The organism is Aeromonas sp. FDAARGOS 1404, from assembly GCF_019047085.1.
GTDB lineage: Bacteria > Pseudomonadota > Gammaproteobacteria > Enterobacterales > Aeromonadaceae > Aeromonas > Aeromonas veronii.
Genome location: NZ_CP077237.1, coordinates 3,157,110 through 3,178,070, shown reverse-complemented (window position 1 = coordinate 3,178,070; position 20,961 = coordinate 3,157,110). Strand labels below are relative to the sequence as shown.

Sequence of the window (20,961 nt, the reverse complement as noted above, 5' to 3'; positions counted from 1 at the left end):
GCACGGCAACACGAACATACTCATAACATGAAAAAATGGTATCTGGCCTACTGCAAGCCAAAAGAAGAGGCCCGCGCCCGCGCCCACCTCGATGCCCAGGGTATCGAATCCTATTACCCCATGGTGGAGATCGAGAAGCTGCGCCGGGGCAAGCGAGTTCCGGTACGGGAACCCATGTTCCCCAACTATCTGTTTATCTTCGTTGATTTGGAAGAGGTGACACCGGTCACCCTGAAATCGACCCGCGGCATCAGCCGGATCATCCACTTTGGCAGTGAATGGACCCCCATCAGCAGCAAGCTGGTCTATCAGCTGATGAGTCGCGATGACAGCGATGAGGCGAGAGCCAGCTACGCTAACCTGCCCTGCTCGGGCGACAAGGTGCTGATTGAAGAGGGGCCGCTTGCCGGCTTCGAAGCCATCTATATGGAGCCGGATGGAGAGAAACGGGCGATTTTGCTGGTCAGCCTGCTCAACCGGGAGACCACCAGCAGCTTCGACAACCACACCTTCAGGCGTCTGGACTAAACCCACGGGCCAGACGGCCCGGTGAATGGCAATAGCAATGGCGGGATAATCCCGCCATCTCACGCATCAAGATCAAAGCGGGCGATGACCGCCTGCAGCTTGCCGGTATCGCCAGCCAGTCTGGCTACGATCTCCTCCCCCTGCTGACTACGCTGACAGGATTGCCGACTGAGCGCGGCAATGTCGTCGACCGTCCCGGATACCTCGGCGGCCACCCGCGACTGCTGCTCGGTTGCCACCGAAATGGCCTCCAGCTGGCCCGACAGCGACTGCACCAGCTGGTTCATGGCACTCAGGGTATCGGTCACCAATCCAACTGCATCCCGCCCTTGCTCCACCAACCGAGTGCCGCTGCTGACGGTACTCACCGTCTGGCGAGTCTGCTGGGAGATGGCCGCAATAGTCTGGCTGATCTCGGCGGTGGATTGATGGGTGCGGGTTGCCAGCTGGCGAACCTCATCGGCCACCACCGCAAAACCACGCCCCTGCTCGCCTGCCCGCGCCGCTTCTATCGCCGCATTGAGTGCCAGCAGATTGGTCTGCTCGGCTATAGTGGCGATCACCTCGGTGATCTGCCCCACCTGTTCACTCTGATGCTCCAACAGCCCCATGGCTTCGTTGGCCTGTCCAATCATGGCGGCAATCTGCTGCATGGTATCGCTCATTCGTGCCAGCGCGGCCTCTCCCTGACGGGTCTGCTGCCGCACCTGATGGGCACCATCCGCCACACCGGCAATGTTGCCAGCCACATCACGAGCACTCACTGACATCTGATCGATAGCCGCCGCCACCGCATCGACCCGCTGATCCTGCTCCGTCAGATCCGCCACTATGGCTCTGGTGGTGCTGCCCACATCGAGACAGGCCACCTCGACCTGCCCCACTGCGCCCTGCAACTCCCCGACCAGATGATGTAACTGGGCAGACATCCGGTTGATGGAGCCGGTCAATTCTCCCAACTCATCCTGCCCTGTGATTGGCAAGGGCTCGGCCGCCAGCCGACCATCCGCAACCTGCCCCGCCCGGGTCACCAGACAGGCAATGTCACGGGTCAGACGGCGACTAAAGAGCCATGCGACCACCATGCCAAGCACGATGGCGCTGCCGGTAGCCAACAGCAGTGTCTGGTTGATGGCCCTCCCGGCTCCGGTCATCTGCGCCGAAATCTGATCCACCTCGGCACGGGTTTTCCCCACCTGCTGGACCAGCTGCTCGCTGAGGCTGGACTGCATCGGCTCGATGTCGGTGGCCATCAGGTAGTTTGCCTGATCCCAATCCGGTGCCTGGCGCTTCTCGATCACCTGCCCCACCAGCTCGGAGAAAGGGGTCGCCATCTCTTCAAACAGCTGCCAGAGGCTCTGCTGGGTGTCGGTAAAGAGCGCGGCTTGCTGTTTAACCTCAGCCACACGCTGCTGATGAAACTGGTAGTAATCCTGATACTTGCTGCGGTATTCGGGGTCGCCTGAGATAAGAAAATCCCGCAGGGCTGAGAGGGCGTTGGCGAGGCTGTTGTAGGCATCCCCCACCTGTTTGAGCAGCATGCGGCGATCGCCGGAGAGTTGATCCTGCGGAGTGCCAACTTCTTCATTGGCAAAGGATTGCAGCTGATCGAGCGCAGCCTCCGCCAGCGGCCCCGCCTCCTGCAGCATCAGGGTGTGAGCGGGCAGATTCTCTTCACTCTGGGCGATGGTCCACACCTTCTCCTGATGGCTTTTGAAGGTCTCGAGAGACTTGGCGAGCGCCGGACTGAAGGCCTGATGGGCAATGGCCTGCCAGGCCGACTCCCACTCCTGCTTGAGGCGGGAAGCCTGAGCCGGATCCTTGCCGAGGATAAGATAGCCACGCAAGGCGGAAACGGTGGCAACCAGCGCCTTCTGGCTCGTTTCATCCCGCTGCAGGGCGGGCAGCGCCTGCTCCAGCAGGGTGTGTTGGGCCTGATTGATCTGGGTCAGCCGGTAATAGACCAGCGTGGAGGAGAGCAGGATCAGCAGGTTGATAAAACCGAAGCTGAGCAGCAACTTGCTTGAGATTTTCATGAACATCCTTGTTCAAACGGAGGGATCCAGCCAACAGAATCAGATAGATATCAGTGTAGGCAATCTATCTTGCCAAGTCCGGTGCCAATTAGCCAATTCACTGCGCGGCATCGGGCGGGCAGAGAAAAATCCCTGACAGAGGTCGCAACCGAGTTGGGCCAGCACTCGCCAGGTCGCCTCATCCTCTACCCCTTCCGCCACCGACTTCAGCTCCAGCTTGCGGGCCAACTCGATACTGGACTCGATGATAGCCAAACGTGACGGATCGGCATGGCAGCGATCGACGAAAGAGCGATCCAGCTTGAGTTCGGTGAACGGCAACAGTGCCAGCTGCTGCATCGAGGAGTAGCCGGTACCAAAATCATCGATGGAGAGGCCAAAACCATGCATCCTTAGCCGGGTCAGCACCTCCAGAGACTTGCCCAGATCCTGCACGAATGCGCTCTCGGTCACCTCGAGGGTGATGAGCTCAGGATTGATACTCCAGCGCTTGCACTGATCAATCAATAAGTTGCAAAGCTCCCCTTCAATGAGTGAGGTGGTGGAGAGGTTCATCGACAGATTGAGTGACAACCCGGTTTCCTCCCATAAATGGCCATCACTCAGAGATTTGCTGATGATCACCTCGGTCAACGGATCGATAAGCCCGTTGCTCTCCGCCAGTGAAATAAAACGCCCGGGAGGGATCAGGCCAAACTCGGGGTGTTGCCAGCGGGCCAACGCCTCCATCCCGACCCACTCGCCGGATGCAAAGCTCACCTTAGGCTGATACCAGGGCAGTAGTTGATCTTGCTCGATCGCCCGACGCAACTCATCGAGTCCTATTCTGTGCCCCTCTTCCTCCCTGACGGGTTCCTGCCGGGGTGACCAAGCCTGGATAAGCCGCTGGAGCTGCTGCGGCGTTGAGGGTTTCTCTATGCGACCAAGCACCTGCAAGCCATAAGCGGTACTCATACGCAATACGGCTTCCACCACATCCCCCTCAAGCGCGCTGGAGAGGATAATGCCGCCCTGAAAACCACCCAGCGACAGGCGGCGCAACAGTGCCATGCCATCCATTCCGGGCATTCGCAGATCGCAAAACAGGATATCGACGTTGTGTTGCTGGCTAAGCGCCAACGCCTCGATACCATCAACCGCCTCCAGCAGATTCTGGTAACCCAGGCTGCGGATCTGGTGCAGCAGCGCCTTGCGCTGAAATCCATGGTCTTCCACGACCATGATGACCAACTCATGTTGTGCTTTTTTCATCGAGCCATAATCCAATGTCATGGGCAATCGCCGTCATCAACCTCTGCACTGTGCTGACCAGATCGTCGAGCTCGTCGAGCCGCTTCAATCGCGCTGCCGATTCCAGCATGGCAGCCTGGCTGGCAAGCTCCTCCAACCCGACCATTCGGGCAGCCCCCTTGATCCGGTGGGCTGTCTCTACCAAAGCGCTGGCATCATGACAAATCAGTGCTGCCATCATGGCCTCGCCATCCTGCCGGTTGGAATCGAGATACTCCACCGCCATGGCTCGCGCGGTCAGCTCGTCACCAAACAGCGCCAACCAGCGCTCAGCCTGCATGCCTGTAGCCCCAACAACGGGCGCAACCGCGCTTCTGGTTGGCGTCCTCTCTGCCAGCCAATGGGCCAGCATCTGGCGCAAGATATCCAGCGGGTAGGGCTTCAGTAACATGTCACTCATGCCTGCCTCTACCATACGAGCACTCGCCTCTTCCGACGTATCTGCCGTTACCCCTATGATGGGGGCCGTCACTCCCGCAGCCCGCAGCGCCTTGGTCAGGGCATAACCATCCATCACCGGCATATGGCAATCAGTCAACAGCAGGGAGAATTGCTGTCCCTGCCAGGCCCGCAGAGCCTTCTCGCCATCTTCCACAACCTGAGCCTCGATACCAAGAATGGCCAACTGCCGTGCCAGCAAGGCACGATTGACCGGATGATCATCAGCCACCAATACTTTGCCACCCAGCTTCTCTGCAAGCGCAGGGAGGGTCGGTGTGACCCGCTCCTGTAGCAATTCGTGGCAGCTCTCCAGCAGAAGATCCGGATAGAGAGGAGATAGACCCAGGCGCCACCATTTCTGTTCACCAATCCGACCCCGTAACGCCTCATCGGGTGATGCTATGATCCCCTTCAGCGCAGAGTGTTGCAGCCAGCTTTGCCATTCCCCCCCCAACGCTTGCTCAAGCCACCGTTGATCGGCCAACAGCGACCCTTCCAGTGAGCGACTGAGCTCATTGGCCCCCAAGTACCTGAGCTTGGCCCCCTGCCGTACCATGGCCGCTTCGAGGTTGGTGTCATCGCTGAAAAACCACCATTCTGTGTCAGCCAGAGCAGGGGGATCCCACTGCGGATTGGTTAGCGGCACGGTGAAGCGGAAGCAGGAGCCCTCTCCTGCCTCGCTGGTCAGTGTCAGTGCCCCCCCCATTTTGCATACCAGCTGCTCACAGATTGCCAACCCCAGTCCGGTGCCACCAAAACGACGGTTGATATCTGACTCCACCTGCTCAAAAGGCGTGAACAGCAGCGCCTGCTTCTCTTCGGCGATCCCGATACCGGTGTCACTGACACTGATGGTCAGTTGCTCGCTCAGGTAGCTGACCCGAATCGTAATCCCCCCTTGTTCGGTAAACTTCACCGCATTATTGAGCAGGTTAGAGATGACCTGACCGATACGCACCCCATCGATGTCGGCCCAATCCGGCACATGATGCTCCCACTCCAGCACCACGTTGAGCCCCTTGTTATGAGCCAGTGCCGCGTGGCCACGAATGGCATCGCAGATCACCGTTTGCAACCGGCTGCTCTGGTAATTCAACTGCAACTGACCCGCTTCTATCTTGGAGAAATCGAGGATGTCATTGACCAGATAGAGCAGGTTATTGGTCGAGGTGACCACATTGCGCACCATAAAACGCTGGTCGTCGTTGAGCTCGCTCATTTGCAGCAATTCGAGCATGCCATGCATGCCTGAAATGGGAGTGCGCAGCTCATGGCTCATGGTTGCCAAAAAGCGGCTGCGAGCCTGCATCGCCTGCTCGGCATAGGCGCGAGCTTCGCGCAGCTCATATTCCTGTTGCTTGAGGGCAGTGATGTCCTGAATCACCCCGTTAAGGATCAATGCCTGCTGCTCCTGTCTGACAAAGTTGCCACGTACTTGCAGATAGCGATCTCCATCAGGTCGCTCCACCTTGACCTCCAGATCGAGGGGCGCCAGAGTCTCGGCATGATTGGCCACCTTGCTGACAAAATCCTGCAGCGCTTCTTCGGTAAAGCCGAACACCTCACCACCCGATTCGGCATTGAACAGATCCTGCCGGGAAGCCCCGAGGATCTCGCGGGCCCCCTGAGAGGCATACAAAAACCGCCCCTTGCCGGGTCCTTGCCACAAATACTGATAGACCACCCCAGGCATGCTGTCGGTAATCTGGGTAAGGCGATTTTCAGCCTGACGGGCGCGCTCCTCCGCCTCCTTGATCCGGCTGACATCGGTCAGTACTGTCAACACCCCCAGCATATTGCCATCGGGATCGCGATAAGGGCGTTTGGCATAGATAACATGGCAGGGCGTACCATCAGCTCGCAGGTTACTGCCTGCCCCCTCCAGATCCTGTCCGGTCTGCCACACCAAACGCTCTTCTTCCAACACACTGTTTCTGAGTGTCTCTGGCATGTTTTGCAGCTCCTCACTGCTACTGCCAGCACCGAGGAAAGCATCGCGATAGGCCTGATTGCACAAGGTGATCCGCTGCTCGCTATCACGTAGCGCCACCATGGTTGGCAGTGAGTTGAGCAAGGTCTGCACAAACAGCAACTGTTCGTTCAGCTTGTCCTCTGCGATTTTGCGCTGCGCAATCTGGCGACGCAAACTGCGAGCCCAGAACATCACCAGCAAACCGCTGACGAGCAAGGCGCCCCCCCCTATGGCCAACCATTTGTAAATCAGGGTGTAATCAGACTCGATATTGACCGACACATTGAGCCAGCGTCGTTCCAGCAGTTGCCACTCCTCATCCGTGATGGTCAGCAGCAACTTGTCCATGATTCGGAGCAACTCGGGCTGAGCATTGTCGACGGCCATACTGATAGGTACGGAAAATTCGGGAGAGCTCAGCACCACCTGATACTTATCATTGAACCCCTTCATCGCCTGCTGTCCCAGATTGGTCATGGTCAACAGCACATATTCGGCTCGCCCAGTATCAAGCAAGGTCAGTAAATCGGCATCTTTGCCTACTTCGATAATATTGGCGCCCAGCGCGTGAATGAGAGAGGCTTCGTAAGAGCCCGTCACACCACCAATCAGACGCCCTTTCAGCTCGACCAACGACTTCAGCGGGCGAGCACCGTGTCTGGCTACAACATAGCTGTCGAACTTCAGATAGGAGGAGGTAAAAGAGGCAAAGGACTGACGATCCTTGAGCGGTGTCATCAAGGGAATAAGGTCCACTTTGTGCTCTTTCAGCATTTTAAGTGACTCCTGCCAGGTATTTGTCGACGCCAGCTCAAAGCGGATCCCGGAGCGCAGACTCAATAACTTCATCAGGTCTGCCGTATAGCCATGCAATTCACCTTCGTCATCGATTTCACTGATGCCGGCAAATCCGGGGGCAACGGCGAACTTGATGACCTTGTTTCTCTGCTTCAGCCAACTAGCCTCATCTGGTTCCAGCAACAGACCAGCGTTGGCGCGTTCATCTTCCTGATGCAACCGTAATCGTGAGTCTGCAACGGGTATCCGTTGATATGCCTGCCAAAGCTTCTCACTCAGTTCTGGCTGGAGGGAACTGGTCGCCATCGTCAACGTGCTGCCAGAAAGCCACCCAGGAGCGACAACCCCCATTGACGCTGGCATTCTCTCCATCTTGAGGGTAACAATTGGCCCCAACTCAAGATATGCATCGACAGCGCCCAGCTTGACCATATAGGTCGCCTCAGTGCGGCTCTCCAGCTCAGTTACATCAGAGATCCCCAAACGCGCCAATTCATTACAACTGCCAAACCCGCGAATACAGACCCAGCGTAACTTGCGCGCCTGCTCCAGGGTCAATTGCTGATCCGGGGTATGCATTAAAATGGAGCGGGCATATGAACCGATACTGCCGATATGGTTTATCCCCTTCAGCTCAAGAGCATTACGTTCGACCCCGATTAATGCATCGATCTGGCCACCTTGGAGAGCAATCTGGGCATCTACGTAGGAGTTGTAGGGGATATAACGCAATGACACGCCCATTTCGGCTGCAATACGCGAGGCCAGCTCCTTGAGCGGACCGGCATAACGCAGGTTGGGGAGTTGATAGATGAAAGGGGGATAACCACCACGGGGAACCCCGACCAGCAGCTCCTTTTGTGCAGAAATTTCGTTACTTGTGCTCTCATCTTGCGGTTGGGGAGCCGCAACAGCCAACATGCCTGAAAACAACAGCAAAATGGGAAGAAAAAGCTGACGAAGGAGTGGCATAAGGTCTTGTCCTGATGAGTAAAACAGATAGGGCTGCCACCTCTAATCTTGCAGATCCTGACGACGCAAGGCGAGAAAACAATCACAGCTGTTACAAAGAGGGCGGAGAGGATAATACTGAGTCACCAACATGTGAACCTGGAATCAACCGCAAGATGGAAAAATGGCAGGCATGCAGCCTGCCATTTCACTAGCGAGGGGGATCTTATTCTCCCCTTCGCGATCAGGTTATTCGATTCCCGAGGCGGAAGCCGGTTTGATACTCCCGCTCGCGAACGAGGGCGATTTGACCCTGATATCCTTCCAGCCCGATATCCCTGAGCAGGGCGGGCGACAGATTGACCTGCACGAGACGACGCTCGACCCGGGCAATCCTTCTCTGGACCAAGGATTCAACACTGCGCAGTAAAACCAGTTCGATAGACATGACTTTCTCCAGTTGAACATGCGGTTCTCCCGGAGAAAGTGGATATCACCCTGCGGGACGAACCGCGGGTGATAAAAAGACAGGGGTTACCTGTTTACGCCACGCGGTAAAAGAGCACGAGATTTCACGCCGCACGCAGTGCCGCGAGAGAATGCAATATTGAGCATCAGATGTTGCATATTCGTCTCCTTACCGGATAAAAGTTGAACAGGTTGCAGAAGTCTAAAAAATATCCGAATTTAAAACAAGCCTCTTGCGACTCCTTTTTAAACGTTTTTACGGCATTTTATGCTGCCCGAAGGGGAGCTTGGGGCATCAGATCCCCGAGAGTAGCCGGTACTCCTCCAGCACGTAGGTATCCGTCATGCCGCTGACATAATCGAGCAGCAGCCGCACCCGGTAATACCACTCCTGCTCGTTCTGGCAGACAAAGCGCGGATCCGGGGTGGCGATCGCCAATCGATAGGCCTTGAGATGGCGGGCCGAGAGACGGTGATAGAGGCGGCGCGCAAAGAACAGCGCCTGACTCCCCTCCCCGGCCAACAGGCGAGCAAACTGTGGCGCTGGCAGCGACAACAGGCAGGCATAACTGGTCAGCACCCCGCGCAGCGCCGCATACCCCTCCAGCTCAAGCGCTTCCACCTCGGGGCGCATAAAGACCAGCTCGCGGGCCACCCGTTTGAGGATATCAAGCACCCGCGCCGCCGGCGCCTGACCGTGCAGCAGCGCTTGCGGATAGGATCCCTGCAAAATGGCCTGATGTTCGCTGACATAGCTCTGCGCCGCCAGCGCCACCAGATCCCGGGTCAGTTGCTGGCGAAAATGGGGAAAAAAGCCCCGACCACTGGCAAGCGCCTCATCCAGCAAGGTGCCCATGTAGTCACTCTGGTCAGCAGCTCGCAGCGCCGCCAGCAGTTCACCCAGAGTCAGGATCCGCCGATCTACCGCATCTTCCAGATCGGCGATGCAGTAGGAGATATCATCGGCCGCCTCCATGATGTAGACCAGCGGATGACGGCAACCGGGGGCCAATCCCAGACTCTGGCCGAGGGCACGGTAGAGCGGCTGCTCGCTAAAGAAGATGCCCCGCTTGCTGCTCCAGCCATGATGCTGACCATAGCTCACGCCGGGTCGGGGCTGCTGCGGGTATTTGCAGAGCGCCGCCAGTTGTCCGAGCGTCAGGTTAAGCTCGTGCAGGCTGTGCACCAGCCGCAGACTCTGGGCGTTGCCATCAAACAGTTGCAGGTCCTGACGCAATTCTGCCCACTGGGCCGAGGGGGGCTGCGCCAGCGCCTGCTGATAGAGGGGATCAAGCATCTCGCCGAGCCACTGGCTCATCACCTGCTCGCCAAAGTGGCCAAACGGCGGGTTGCCCACGTCATGAAGCAGGCAGGACATCTCCACCAGATTGATAAAAGCCCCTTCACAGACCATCCCGGCAGGCAAGGCGGCCAGAATGCGGCGGCTGATCTGGCGACCGGTCTCCTGCACCTCCAGCGAGTGGGTGAGGCGGCTGCGCACCGAGGCCTTCACATCGAGCGGAAAGACCTGGGTCTTCTGCTGCAACCGGCGCACCGGCGCGGCCTGCACGATACGGGCGCGATCCTGCTCGGTCGCCTCCAGCAGCTCCTCATCCCCCCAGGGGTGGATGCGCGCAGGGGTAATCAAACGGCTATACATCTCGCAGCTCCTTGCCAGCAACGTCCATCAGACTCAAGACAACCTCCAGCCTCAAGACAGCAACCAGCGCCGCAGACGGGCGATATCGCCCGGATATTCCCGGCGCAGCGTCTCAATCCAGTCTTCCACGTTTTCCCACCAGGCGGGGTGATCCGGGCTCTGGATCAGCTGTGCCGTCTGCTGCAATCGGCGCAGGCCAATGGAGCCTGCCGCCCCTTTTATCTTGTGCGCCTCTTCCACCACCCCAGCTTGATCCTTGGCAATCATATTGGAGTCGAGCACAGCCATGTAGTCCGGCATCATCTTCTCGAACAACTCGACGCTGGAGAGCAGCACCGGCTTGCCCACGGTATCGGCGTAATCGGTGAGGAAGGGGATATCCAGCAGGGCATCCTGATTGCCCGCATCCGCCTGCTCATCCGCTTCATCCTCGGCCAGATCGGCAAACAGGTGACCAATCACCTCCCGCACTGCTTTGGAGCCAAGCGGCTTGTTAATCACATCCTGCATGCCGTGATCCCGGTAGTACTGGCGATCGCCGGTAGAGTTGGCGGTGAGTGCCACCATGGGTGGCAGGCTGTCGCCATAACGCTCCAGCAGGGTTTTCGCCACATCGAAGCCGGTCATATCCGGCAGCTGGATATCGAGCAAAATGAGGTCGAAATCATCCGGGTTGGCCATCGCCAACGCCTGGGTGCCGTCCCGTGCCACCTGCACCTGATGACCCAGCTTGCCCAGCAGGGCGCAGGCCACCGTCACGTTAAGCTCCACATCCTCCACCAGCAGGATATCGAGGGAGGGCATCTCCTCCTCCTGCTCTGGCAACACAGGATCGGCGCAAGCCACTTCCAATTCGGCAGTGAAGCAGGAACCTTCGCCCGGATCGCTGTCCACATAGAGCTGGCCGCCCATTGCCTGCACCAGCTGACGGGAGACCGCGAGGCCAATGCCGGTGCCGGTGGCGTGCTTCTTGCCCTGCACCTGATAGTACATGGCGAAGATCTTCTCCTGCTGAGCGCGCGGGATACCGATACCGGTATCCTCCACCTCGAAGTGCAGGGCCAGCTTGCCCGGCTCATCGGCGGGATGGGAGAGACAACGCACGGTGACGCCCCCCTCATCGGTAAACTTGACCGCATTGCCCACCAGATTCCACAGCACCTGACGCAGGCGGGTACCGTCAGCCATCACGAATTGCGGCATGTCGCCATCGCGATCGAAATGGAGATAGAGCCCCTTCTGCTCCGCCTGAATGCGCGACAGGGTCTCCAGCTCGTCGAGGAAGGCGGGCAGATCGATACGGGTCGGCGCAATTTCGAGACGACGGCGATCCAGTTTGTCCAAGTCAATGATGTCGTTGAAGATATTGCCAAGGGTCACCGCACTCAGGTGAATGGTCTTGAGCTGCTGGTGCTGCTTGGGATCGAGGGGGGTATCCATCAGCATCCGGCTTAAGCCCACGATGCCGTTGAGTGGAGTACGCAGCTCGTGGCTGATGGTGGAGATGAAGGTGGTCTTGTCGCGGCTCGCCTTCTCCAGCTTGTCCTGATACTGCTTGCGCTCGGTGATGTCACGGCCAAAGCCGAGCAGGCCGAGTCGCTTGCCGAAGCGGTCGAAGAAGGGCACCTTGCGCAGCTCGAAATAAGCCTTGCGGCCATCGGGATATTCCAGCCACTGCTCGTAGGTGAGCGGCTCGTTGCTGGCAAAAACCTGCTTGTCGGTCTCTACCACCTTGTTGGCAATCTCCTGCTTGTAGACATCGAACGGGGTCAGACCGATCAGCTCGGCCTCCACCTTGCCGGTCAGCTCCTCCATGGCGCGGTTGCAACCGGAAAACTGCTCGTCCTCGTTGCGGTAGTAGACCAGATCGGGGGAGCAGTCGATAAAGGAGCGCAGCAGGGCAGTGCGCTCCCCCAGATGAAGCTGGGCTTTCTCTCGCTGGAACACCTCGTTCTCGAGATCCTCGATGGCCTGCAGACGCAGGCTCTCGGCCCGGTTGGTCTCGGCAATCTGGGCATTGAGGCGGCTGATGTTCTCCTGCAGCTGGGTATTGAGCTCCAGATCCCGCTCGCGCATATCTTGCAGCTTGCGCACCATCCGGCTCAGTCGCTGACGGGAATCCTCCAGCTGATCCACCACGATGGAGAGAAAATAGACCGCCCAGGGGGTCACCAGCAGGCCAAAAAAGACCGAGCGAACGAAGTCGATCACATCGATATTGCCGCGCAGGAACAGGGTCACCCCCATCTGGATGGCGACCGCCAGCACGATAATGCCCGCCGCCAGGAACATGCTGAATCGCACCAGTCCCAGCTTGGTCATCAGATCGACATAATATTGCGCCCAGGATTTAATCTGTTTCATCTGATTGTTTTCCCCCGATATTCGCGGTACAGAATACCAGCACAACCGAGTGAACTCTTCTTAATCTCGCACAATTAATTAACGATTCGCCGAATGAAATGAGTGGGTTAGGATAATTGGCAATATTGAGTCAGTTGCCATTAAGGTTTTTTCTTTATACTCACCGGCCGAAAAAATTCACCACCATTTAATTTAGGAGTTATCCGATGCGCAACACCACCTTGCTGGGCCTGGGCCTGCTGGTCGCAAATAGTGCTTATGCTGATTTGGGTGAAATTCCCAAGGAGTCTGGCTGGTCCGGTTTCCTGCTCGGCGGGGTCAGTGTCATCAATTACGAATCAAATTTTTATAGCGGTGATGATGAAAACCGCCGCCTGAGCGGACTGGGCAGTGCCGAGAGCAGCTCCGCCGTTGCCCCGCTGCTCAACGCCGATATCCGCTACACCTTTGCCGATACCCGCACCCAGGTCTTCCTCGGTAACCTGATCCAGGATGCCATCCGTTTCGACTTCACCCAGCAGCTCGGTATCCGTCAGGAGATGAGCGACAAGGGCATCGTAGCTGGCTCCGTGGTCTTTAATGCCATGCCGACCGAGCAGTGGAGCGATCCCTTCGCCGTAGGCGTTGATCGCCAGTCGACCGATATCAAGTCAAAAGGGGTTCGCTTCGCCTGGGACAGCATCTGGGGTAGCAACTTCAATGGCAGCCTGACCACCCGCAACATCGAGGTAGATGAGGAGCGCAGCGGCCAGCAATACGATAAGGATAACCAGACAAACTATGCAGCCAAGCTGGATCGCAACGGCAAGATCCACGCCCTCGACCTCTCCTACAAATGGCAGCTGGCACCCGGTCAGATGCTGGAGCCAGCCTTTATCTACCGCCAAGCCGATCTGGATGGCAGCGCCCAAAGCTACAAGAGCAACGGCCTGCAGTTGACCTACGGCATGCGCGCTTCCCAGTGGTCTTTCGTCAGCAACGCCTATCTGGGCCAGACCAAATATGATGAGGCCAACCCGATCTTTGGCCAAAACGCCGACTCCGACGAGTTTGCCCTGACCGGTACCTTCTTCTGGCACCGCCTGTTCGGTATCGCGCCGCTCTCCGCAACCTTTACCGCTGGCTATGCCAAGTCCGATTCCGACATCAACTTCTACGATTCTGAATCCGTGATGTTCAACACCGGCCTGCTCTATAACTTCTAACGACTGTTGTGCGCACCGATACAACAAGGCCACCCGAAGGTGGCCTTGTTGTTATCCGGCGTTTGCCTCAAATACCCAGAGAGTCGAGCAGATCGTCGTGATCGTTGGCGACCGGGGCCGCAGCCTGAACCGGCTTGGCGGCATCCTGCTTGGCCTGGGCGATCAGCGCATCGGGATCCAGCTCTTCATGCTCCATCCCCTCATTGTGGATGCGGATGAACTCGGTTTTGTCCATCGCCAGCTCCAGATAGAAGATGTTGTTGCGGGCGGTGAAGAAGGTGACGCGGCGGGACTCCGGGCTGTCGAGATTGGTATCGACGCTCAGCATCACCTGCTTGTTGAGGGCCAGCATCTTCGGCTGGTTCTGGGTGATGTGGGTCTGCAGATCCCGGCCCACCTTGACGGTAAAGCTGCCGACGATCTGGTTCATCAGCTCGCCCATCACGTTGCTCACCTCGTCAGAGGTGTGGGAGATGGCGAGATCCTCCTTGGAGAGTCCCATGCTCAGCATGTAACTCTCGTACAGCTCCATGGCGGCGGCGGCGGAGAAGTTGATCACCACCAGACCGGAAAAACCGCCATCGAACAGCACGAAGCAGCCGATATCCGGCTTGAGGCAGGTCTTGCTGATCCGCTGCACCATGCCGGAAAACCGCACCTGACTCATGGTCGCGGCACTCAAAACATCCGTCACCGAGTTGCACAGGCTGAGCAGCACATCCTCTGTGGTCAATACGGCATCGTCATCGGATCTTGTCACTATCATGGGACCTTCCTGAACATCGAAAATGGGCTTATCTATACCATAACTCTAACAGATGGCGCGGCCCGGAGACTGAAATAGCGACACGCCTCTCAGTTGACTCCGTTATCAGCAGCCACAGGGATGAAACCGCTCAGCTTGGCGAGCCGGGCACGCCATATATCGGCCTGCTGGGCCAAAACTTGTGGCTCATAAGATACGACCGGATGAGCGCCCCATATGGGGCCTGGCCAGGCGCGATCCGTCGCAAAGCGGGCGACATGGTGAAGATGGAGTTGCGGCACCAGATTGCCGAGCGCGCCGATGTTGATCTTATCCGGGCTGAGGGCCTGTTCCATCAGGTTGGCGACAGCGCAGGACTCCTGCATCAGCTGTTGCTGCTGCTCCGGCGCCAGATGGTGAATTTCCCGCAGGTTGGCTACTCGCGGTACCAGGATCAGCCAGGGATACTGGCTGTCTTTGGCCAGCAAGACACGGCAGAGGGGCAGATCCCCGAGCCACCGTGTATCTGCCTGCAGGCGTGAATGTAATTCAAACATGAAAACCTCGTTGAGTACGATGAACAGAGCGCCTGAAAAAAGGAGTGTCCACGTTACTGCAACGGGCAGAAAACTTAAAGCTGTGGGACGGCCCAACCGATAAAGCGCTTGCGCAGGGCAGGATCGGCCTGGAGGAACAGCTGCTGCAACTGCCCTTCCAGCTCGCTGGCAGCCACAACGGGTTGCGCCCCGCTGGCGATCGTGGCAGTTGGCTGCGTAGCAACGGCGCCAGCCGTCAGCGCCGCCTTGCCGCCGCTGCGGTTGTATTCAGCCAGTTTCCCGTTCCAATCCACCCCAAGCAGCATGCCGCTGGTCACCAGCGCGTCCTGCTGGATGGCAAGCGCGCGGCCATTCTCCTGCAACGCCACCACAGGAGCCTTGGCATACGCCTGCATCCCCCGCTCGTCTCCCGGTACGCTGGCCGTCAGCTGCAAATGCTGATTGCTGCCCTGATAGCGCACCACCTGCGGCTCGGAGCGTACCTGCCGATCATTCTCGCTGCTGCTGCGACTGGGGATCACCCCCTCGAAGCGCACCAGCAGTTGCTGCTCGCCATCCGCCAGGGTGGCATGCTGCTCATCCTGCAAGGTACCGTTGCTCACCGCGAGGATGCGGAAATTCTCCGGCACCTTCACTTCCACCATGGCCTGTACACTGCCGGCCCCCAACACTGCACAGAGCAGTACAAAACCGGTCAACCCTCTATTACTCTTCATTCCCGCTGATCTTCCTGATGCCGATGATGGGCGCAGGGTAGCAGCCGAAGATGACAGAAAAATAACGCCGCTCAGAGCAGGTAGTGGGGTCGCTCGGCAAACCACTGGGCCAGCAGCTGCTTGAACAGCCGGATCTTGCGCGGCACCCGCCGCTGCTGGGCGTGCAGCACATGGAGCTGATGCAGGCCGCTCTGCCACTCGTCGAGCACGGTCACCAGCTCCCCCGCCGTCAGCAGCGACTCCACCAGCATCAGCGGGCACTTGGCATAGCCCATGCCGGCGCGAGCCAGTTGCAGCACTGTGCTGTAATGGTTGGCCCGCACCTTGCCCTGCACCAGAATGTGGGCCTCTTCCCCCTCACGGATAAAGTGCCACTGCTCCCAAGCTGGATTGTGCCCCTGCAACAGGCAACTGCGCCCGCTCAGCTCATAGGGGGTGGCAGGACGCCCCTCGCGCACCACCAGCGCGGGGCTGGCCACCACCACATCCTTGAGCCGCCCCAGCGGCAGGGCCACCAGATTGTCCGGCACCTCGCTCATGGCGCGCAGGGCGATGTCGTTTTCTCCCTGACTCATGTCGACCATCTGGTTGGTGAAATTGAGCTCCACCTCCACTCCCGGGCAAAGCGCGGCAAAGCTGGTCAGCAGCTCGCTCACCATGCGATCGCCGGTACTGACCGGGCAAGTAAAACGCAGCCGACCGCCATCCTCTTCGGTCAGCGCCTGAATATCCTGCTCCGCTTGCCGCGCCAGCGCGAAGATCTCCCCCGCCTGCTGGTAGAGGGTCTTGCCCGCCTCGGTCAGGCTGAGGCGGCGGGTGGTGCGCTGCAACAGTTGCGCATTGAGGGAAGTCTCCAGCGCGCTGACGTGGCGGCTCAACATCCCCTTGCTGACCCCCAGCGTATCGGCCGCAGCCGAGAAACTGCCGCGCAGCACCACCTCGTAAAAGCTGGCCAGATGGGCGATATCCATCATTAGCTCCAATATGGAAACAATGGGTTTATTTTACGCGCTTTTTCGCATTTTCTGTTGCGCTAGAATCGATACATCCCAACCAGGAGTGATGCAGATGAAAATTGTGATTGTGGGTGCCTCCGGCACCGTCGGCTCCGCGGTCAGTGAACTGCTTGCCAAAGATCATCAGGTGATCCGGGTCGGCCACAGCCGTGGCGATGCCACGGTCGACATGCGCGATCCCGCCTCCATCAAGGCGCTGTTTGCCAAGCTGGGGCAGTTCGATGCGCTGGTCGTCGCCAGCGGCAGCGTGGCCTTCAACGGCCTGACCGAGATGACAGACGAGCAGTGGCAGGTGGGGCTTCAGAGCAAGCTGATGGGCCAGATCAACCTGACCCGTGCCGCTATCCCCCACCTGAGCGACAAAGGTTCCATCACCCTGATCAGCGGCATCCTGAGCGAGGAGCCGATCAACTGGGGCGTGAGCGCCAGCACAGTCAACGGCGCCATCGATCACTTTGTGAAAGCGGCCGCCTGCGAGCTGCCAAGGGGCCTTCGCATCAACGTGGTGAGCCCCACCGTGCTGGCGGAGTCGATGGACAAATACGCCGACTTCTTCCCGGGCTTCGTGCCGGTGCCCGCCGCCAAGGTAGCGCAGGCTTACAAGAAGTCGGTGTTGGGCATCCAGACCGGTCAGGTGTTCAGGGTCAACGGCTGAGCGCAGCTCGCTTGCCGCCAGACCAGCAATAAAAACGGGCCCCACTGAGGGGCCCGTCTGTTTATTTGCCTCTATCTTTCGCCACCGGCAAACGTTTGTTTCTAGGCGACAAAAAAAGAGCGCAACCCTTAGTCGATCAGACCGTACTGATCGCGCAGCACCTCGATGATCTCCTGCTTGGGATTGGCAGAGCGCACCAGCTTGTGGCCGATGATCTTCTCGGCGATCCCGACGTAGGTGTTGGAGATATCCATCATCACTTCAGTCGGCAGCTTGTTGTCGCGGGCCAGGGCGAAACGTTCCGGCATGCGGTTCTTGTTGAGCAGGATGTCCGGATCCGGGAAGTGGTTGAGCAGCCACTGACGGAAACCCTCTTTCGACTTCTCGACGATCTGGCCATCGCGCAGGGCGGCGCCATCCCAGATACGGGAGCTGTCGGGGGTGCCCACTTCGTCCATGTAGATCAGCTTCTCGTTGCCGGCGGCATCGTGGACGTAGCCAAACTCGAACTTGGTATCGACGAAGATCTGATCCAGCCCGGCCAGCGCGTCGCTGATGACGTTGAAGCCCTCTTTGAGCAGCACTTCGTAGCGGTCGATGTCGGCCGGTTTGCTGAAGTTAAAGCCTTTATAATGGCGCTCGATATCGGCACGGGAGACGTTGACGTCATCGGCTTCCGGCACGCCATCCAGCCCTGTCAGCACGCCCTTGGTGGAGGGAGTGATGAGAATTTCCGGCAGCTTTTGATCCTTTTTGAGCCCTTCCGGCAGGGTGATGCCGCAGAACTCGCGCTCGCCATCCTTGTAGGCACGCCACATGGAGCCGGTGATGTACTGGCGGGCAATCGCCTCGATCATCACCGGACGGGCTTTTTGCACGATCCAGACGAAGGGGTGTGGAATATCCAGAATGTGGCTGTCGGCCAGTCCCTTCTCCTTGAACAGCTTGAACCAGTGGCTGGAGATGGCGTTGAGCGCCGCCCCTTTGCCCGGCACGCCGTTCAGGCCATCCACACCTTGCCAGATGCAATCGAAGGCCGAGATGCGATCGCTGATCACCATGAGGGCGAGGGGCGCATCGGCCGGCACATCATAGCCTTTCTCTTTTATGAGCCGGGCACTGTCTTCGGGGGTCAACCAGTAGACGCTGCGCACTTTGCCGGAATGGACAGGTTTATCGGTACGGATCGGCAAATCGTCATTCACCGCCAATACTTGATCTGCAAGACTCATGGCTAATAACACTTCCTGTTTGTGGGGGGTAAACATCGCGAGTTCCTCACCTGCGCGCTCTGTTTGCAACGGGCTGGCAAGGGGCTCGCATCATCGAAAACCGCTCGGAATCCCCGCGTTTTCAGGGGGATTTTGATAACAAAACAGGGGCACAAGGCCCCTGTATTTATTCTGCTTTTGCTGCTGCCTGATCGGCCAGCCCCTTGGCGAACGCCTCGGACAGGCTGATATACATCTGGGAGATAACCCCGGACGATACCGGCTTCTTGTCCTTGTCGAACAGGGTGATGGAGGTCTTGCCTCCCGCCATTTCACCAAGCTGGAAGCGGTATTTCTCCTCCTCCAGTTTGAACGGCTCGCTCCCTTTCGCCTTCCAGAACTCGGCGCCCGGCTCTTCGTATTCGACGTCGATCCAGCCCAGTGACTGCTGGGTATCCTTGATGGTGAAACCATAAGCGGGCAGTACCTGATTAAGGCGACGCCACACCTGATCAAAGGAGCCTTCGGCAATCCAGGCGCTCAGCTCGTTGTTGTCCAGACCCAGTTGCAGACCCATGCCATCGTTGGACTTGTGCTGCTCGCGGGCTTTCAGCTGGCTGTCGTAATAGAGCGAGAACTGGTTCAGCACTCGCGCGGCATAGCGCTGAGCATCGGCAGGGGTCAGCTTGTTGCTGGTCTCACCGTCGATGGTCTCTTCGTGATCCAGTACACGGACCGACATGTTGACGGCGTGGCGCTGGGCATCGTTGCGCACGGTGAACTGGTAACGCTGACGGATTTTGAAATCTTCGTCATCTTCACCCCAGCCATCGAGAGCGACCGTGTTGTCAAACCAGCCGGTCTGCAATACGCCATCCTGCTGATCCAGCTTCTCGGTGGTGACCTTGTATTTGGCCAGGAAGTTCATCAGGAACGACCAGGTATCGCGCTCCACGCTCTGGCTGGTGCTCAGGGCATAGAAGGCAACGGTCGGTTCGGTTGCACTCTGCACCACCTGACTGCCCGGTACCACGGTCAGCAGTTGGGCGGGTGGGCGCACATCGACCTGGGCGCCGAGGGCACCTTCACGGCTGCTCTCGGGAAGCGGCGGGATGTCGTACTGGCTGTTGAAGGTGGGGGCACTCAATCCTGCGGGGATCAAGAACGCGCGGCCCTCGAGGCGGGCATCTTCATAACCGAAGTCGCGGTTGGCCATTTTGCGATCCTGGGGGGTGCTGCAACCGGCCAAGACGGCCACAGTCGCAACGCTCAGCACCAGACGGGCTCTATTTCCCTTTCCATTAGATTTAAACACTCGCCATCAACTCCGCTGTGGTCAGTGCTCGCGCCATCAGCTGTTCGCCCTCGGGGGTGAGGTCAACCAGCGGCAGGCGCAAGGTGGCTGTTGCAATCAACCCCAGTTGGGCACAGGCCCATTTCACCGGGGTGGGGCTCGGTTCGCAGAACAGAGTCTTGTGCAACGGCATCAAGAGATTGTTGATGTCATGCGCCTGCCCGGCATCACCGGCCAGCGCAGCACGACACATGTCGGCCATCTGGGCCGCTGCAATATTGGTGGTGACAGAAATCACGCCATCGCCACCTTGCAGCATAAAATCACAACCAGTGGCATCGTCGCCACTGTAAAGGGCAAACTCCGGCCCGCACAGCTCGCGCAGCAGCGGGGTGCGGCTCAAATCGCCGGTTGCCTCTTTCAAACCGATAATGCCGGGAACCTTGGCCAGACGGGCCACGGTCTCCGGTTTGAGATCGCAACAGGTGCGACCGGGCACATTATAAAGAATTTGGGGCAGACCACTAGCCTCGGCGATCGCACAATAGTGGCGATAGAGACCTTCCTGAGTGGGCTTGTTGTAGTAAGGAGTCACCGAGAGGCCTGCCACCACGCCGGTTTTGGCCAGTCGTTTGGTCAATTCAATGGCATGGGCAGTATTGTTGGAGCCGCAACCGGCGATGACGGGAATGCGTCCGGCGGCATACTCAACGGTCTTTTCAACGACGGCGATATGCTCCTGCTCGCTCAGGGTCACCGATTCCCCTGTGGTACCCACCGCAACAATGGCGCTGGTCCCGGCGCTGACATGATAGTCGACCAGTTTGGCCAGACTGGCCCAATCGACTTCACCTGAAGCCAGCATGGGGGTAACGAGCGCAACAATACTACCGCGTAACATGGACTTTTCTCCCGATTTTCAGGGGCGTAATGGTAAAGCTGACCCCTTTGAAAAACAAGGGAGAGAGGGGGCAAGCCGTGATACCATCCGGAACAAAAAGTAATGGACGAAAGTCGGCAGCGTCCCTCAGGGAGTGGTCATCAGGGCCGGAGG

At 58.4% G+C, this 20,961-nt stretch carries 16 protein-coding genes; 3 read left to right on the top strand and 13 right to left on the bottom strand.

What is annotated here, in order from left to right; all coding sequences use genetic code 11:
• Window positions 1-27 precede the first annotated feature (27 nt).
• On the top strand, window positions 28-528 hold the full coding sequence (gene rfaH, locus I6L34_RS14810) for a transcription/translation regulatory transformer protein RfaH (protein WP_058057235.1): 501 nt from the start codon (window positions 28-30) through the stop codon (window positions 526-528).
• 59 nt (window positions 529-587) lie between these two features.
• Here rfaH and I6L34_RS14805 read toward each other — a convergent pair whose 3' ends face one another.
• The 6 genes from I6L34_RS14805 to arcB form a co-directional block, all read right to left on the bottom strand.
• Complete coding sequence (locus tag I6L34_RS14805; protein WP_058059479.1) at window positions 588-2,564, bottom strand: methyl-accepting chemotaxis protein; 1,977 nt, start codon at window positions 2,562-2,564, stop codon at window positions 588-590.
• Between the two features lie 39 nt (window positions 2,565-2,603).
• Complete coding sequence (locus tag I6L34_RS14800) at window positions 2,604-3,815, bottom strand: EAL domain-containing protein (RefSeq protein ID WP_058057233.1); 1,212 nt, start codon at window positions 3,813-3,815, stop codon at window positions 2,604-2,606.
• Window positions 3,796-8,037 (bottom strand): transporter substrate-binding domain-containing protein, encoded by a 4,242-nt coding sequence (locus I6L34_RS14795; protein ID WP_058057232.1) that lies wholly within the window; start codon window positions 8,035-8,037, stop codon window positions 3,796-3,798. Before I6L34_RS14795 ends, I6L34_RS14800 begins: the two co-directional genes overlap by 20 nt.
• 223 nt (window positions 8,038-8,260) lie before the next feature.
• Complete coding sequence (locus I6L34_RS14790) at window positions 8,261-8,464, bottom strand: hypothetical protein (protein WP_005349248.1); 204 nt, start codon at window positions 8,462-8,464, stop codon at window positions 8,261-8,263.
• A gap of 315 nt (window positions 8,465-8,779) precedes the next feature.
• On the bottom strand, window positions 8,780-10,144 hold the full coding sequence (dgt, locus tag I6L34_RS14785; protein ID WP_216954895.1) for a dGTPase: 1,365 nt from the start codon (window positions 10,142-10,144) through the stop codon (window positions 8,780-8,782).
• Window positions 10,145-10,195: 51 nt separating this feature from the next.
• On the bottom strand, window positions 10,196-12,508 hold the full coding sequence (arcB, locus tag I6L34_RS14780; RefSeq protein WP_075115373.1) for an aerobic respiration two-component sensor histidine kinase ArcB: 2,313 nt from the start codon (window positions 12,506-12,508) through the stop codon (window positions 10,196-10,198).
• Window positions 12,509-12,714: 206 nt separating this feature from the next.
• Here arcB and I6L34_RS14775 point away from each other — a divergent pair, with 206 nt between their 5' ends.
• The gene (locus I6L34_RS14775) at window positions 12,715-13,713 is read left to right on the top strand and encodes a DUF2860 family protein (RefSeq protein WP_058059483.1); all 999 of its coding nucleotides are present in this window, start codon (window positions 12,715-12,717) and stop codon (window positions 13,711-13,713) included.
• A gap of 67 nt (window positions 13,714-13,780) precedes the next feature.
• Here I6L34_RS14775 and I6L34_RS14770 read toward each other — a convergent pair whose 3' ends face one another.
• From I6L34_RS14770 to I6L34_RS14755, 4 genes are all read right to left on the bottom strand, one after another.
• Complete coding sequence (locus I6L34_RS14770) at window positions 13,781-14,479, bottom strand: DUF3334 family protein (protein WP_021231953.1); 699 nt, start codon at window positions 14,477-14,479, stop codon at window positions 13,781-13,783.
• Between the two features lie 89 nt (window positions 14,480-14,568).
• Complete coding sequence (locus I6L34_RS14765) at window positions 14,569-15,015, bottom strand: HIT domain-containing protein (RefSeq protein ID WP_058059484.1); 447 nt, start codon at window positions 15,013-15,015, stop codon at window positions 14,569-14,571.
• Window positions 15,016-15,089: 74 nt separating this feature from the next.
• On the bottom strand, window positions 15,090-15,731 hold the full coding sequence (locus I6L34_RS14760; RefSeq protein WP_058059485.1) for a DUF2057 domain-containing protein: 642 nt from the start codon (window positions 15,729-15,731) through the stop codon (window positions 15,090-15,092).
• Window positions 15,732-15,802: 71 nt separating this feature from the next.
• Window positions 15,803-16,702 carry a LysR family transcriptional regulator gene (locus I6L34_RS14755; protein WP_075115372.1) on the bottom strand — a complete coding sequence of 300 codons (900 nt, stop codon included), beginning with the start codon at window positions 16,700-16,702 and terminating at the stop codon, window positions 15,803-15,805.
• Between the two features lie 97 nt (window positions 16,703-16,799).
• Between I6L34_RS14755 and I6L34_RS14750 the strand changes: the two genes are divergently transcribed.
• Window positions 16,800-17,402: a short chain dehydrogenase gene (locus I6L34_RS14750; protein ID WP_058059487.1), complete on the top strand. Its 603-nt coding sequence runs from the start codon at window positions 16,800-16,802 to the stop codon at window positions 17,400-17,402.
• Between the two features lie 128 nt (window positions 17,403-17,530).
• Here the strand turns inward: I6L34_RS14750 and I6L34_RS14745 are convergent, their stop codons facing one another.
• From I6L34_RS14745 to dapA, 3 genes are all read right to left on the bottom strand, one after another.
• On the bottom strand, window positions 17,531-18,634 hold the full coding sequence (locus I6L34_RS14745) for a phosphoribosylaminoimidazolesuccinocarboxamide synthase (RefSeq protein WP_254202866.1): 1,104 nt from the start codon (window positions 18,632-18,634) through the stop codon (window positions 17,531-17,533).
• A gap of 166 nt (window positions 18,635-18,800) precedes the next feature.
• A complete protein-coding gene (gene bamC / locus I6L34_RS14740) occupies window positions 18,801-19,928 on the bottom strand; it encodes an outer membrane protein assembly factor BamC (RefSeq protein WP_005349235.1) in 1,128 nt (375 codons plus the stop codon).
• Window positions 19,921-20,808 carry a 4-hydroxy-tetrahydrodipicolinate synthase gene (gene dapA, locus I6L34_RS14735; protein ID WP_113740504.1) on the bottom strand — a complete coding sequence of 296 codons (888 nt, stop codon included), beginning with the start codon at window positions 20,806-20,808 and terminating at the stop codon, window positions 19,921-19,923. The genes bamC and dapA overlap by 8 nt, the downstream gene beginning before the upstream one ends.
• Between the last annotated feature and the right edge of the window lie 153 nt (window positions 20,809-20,961).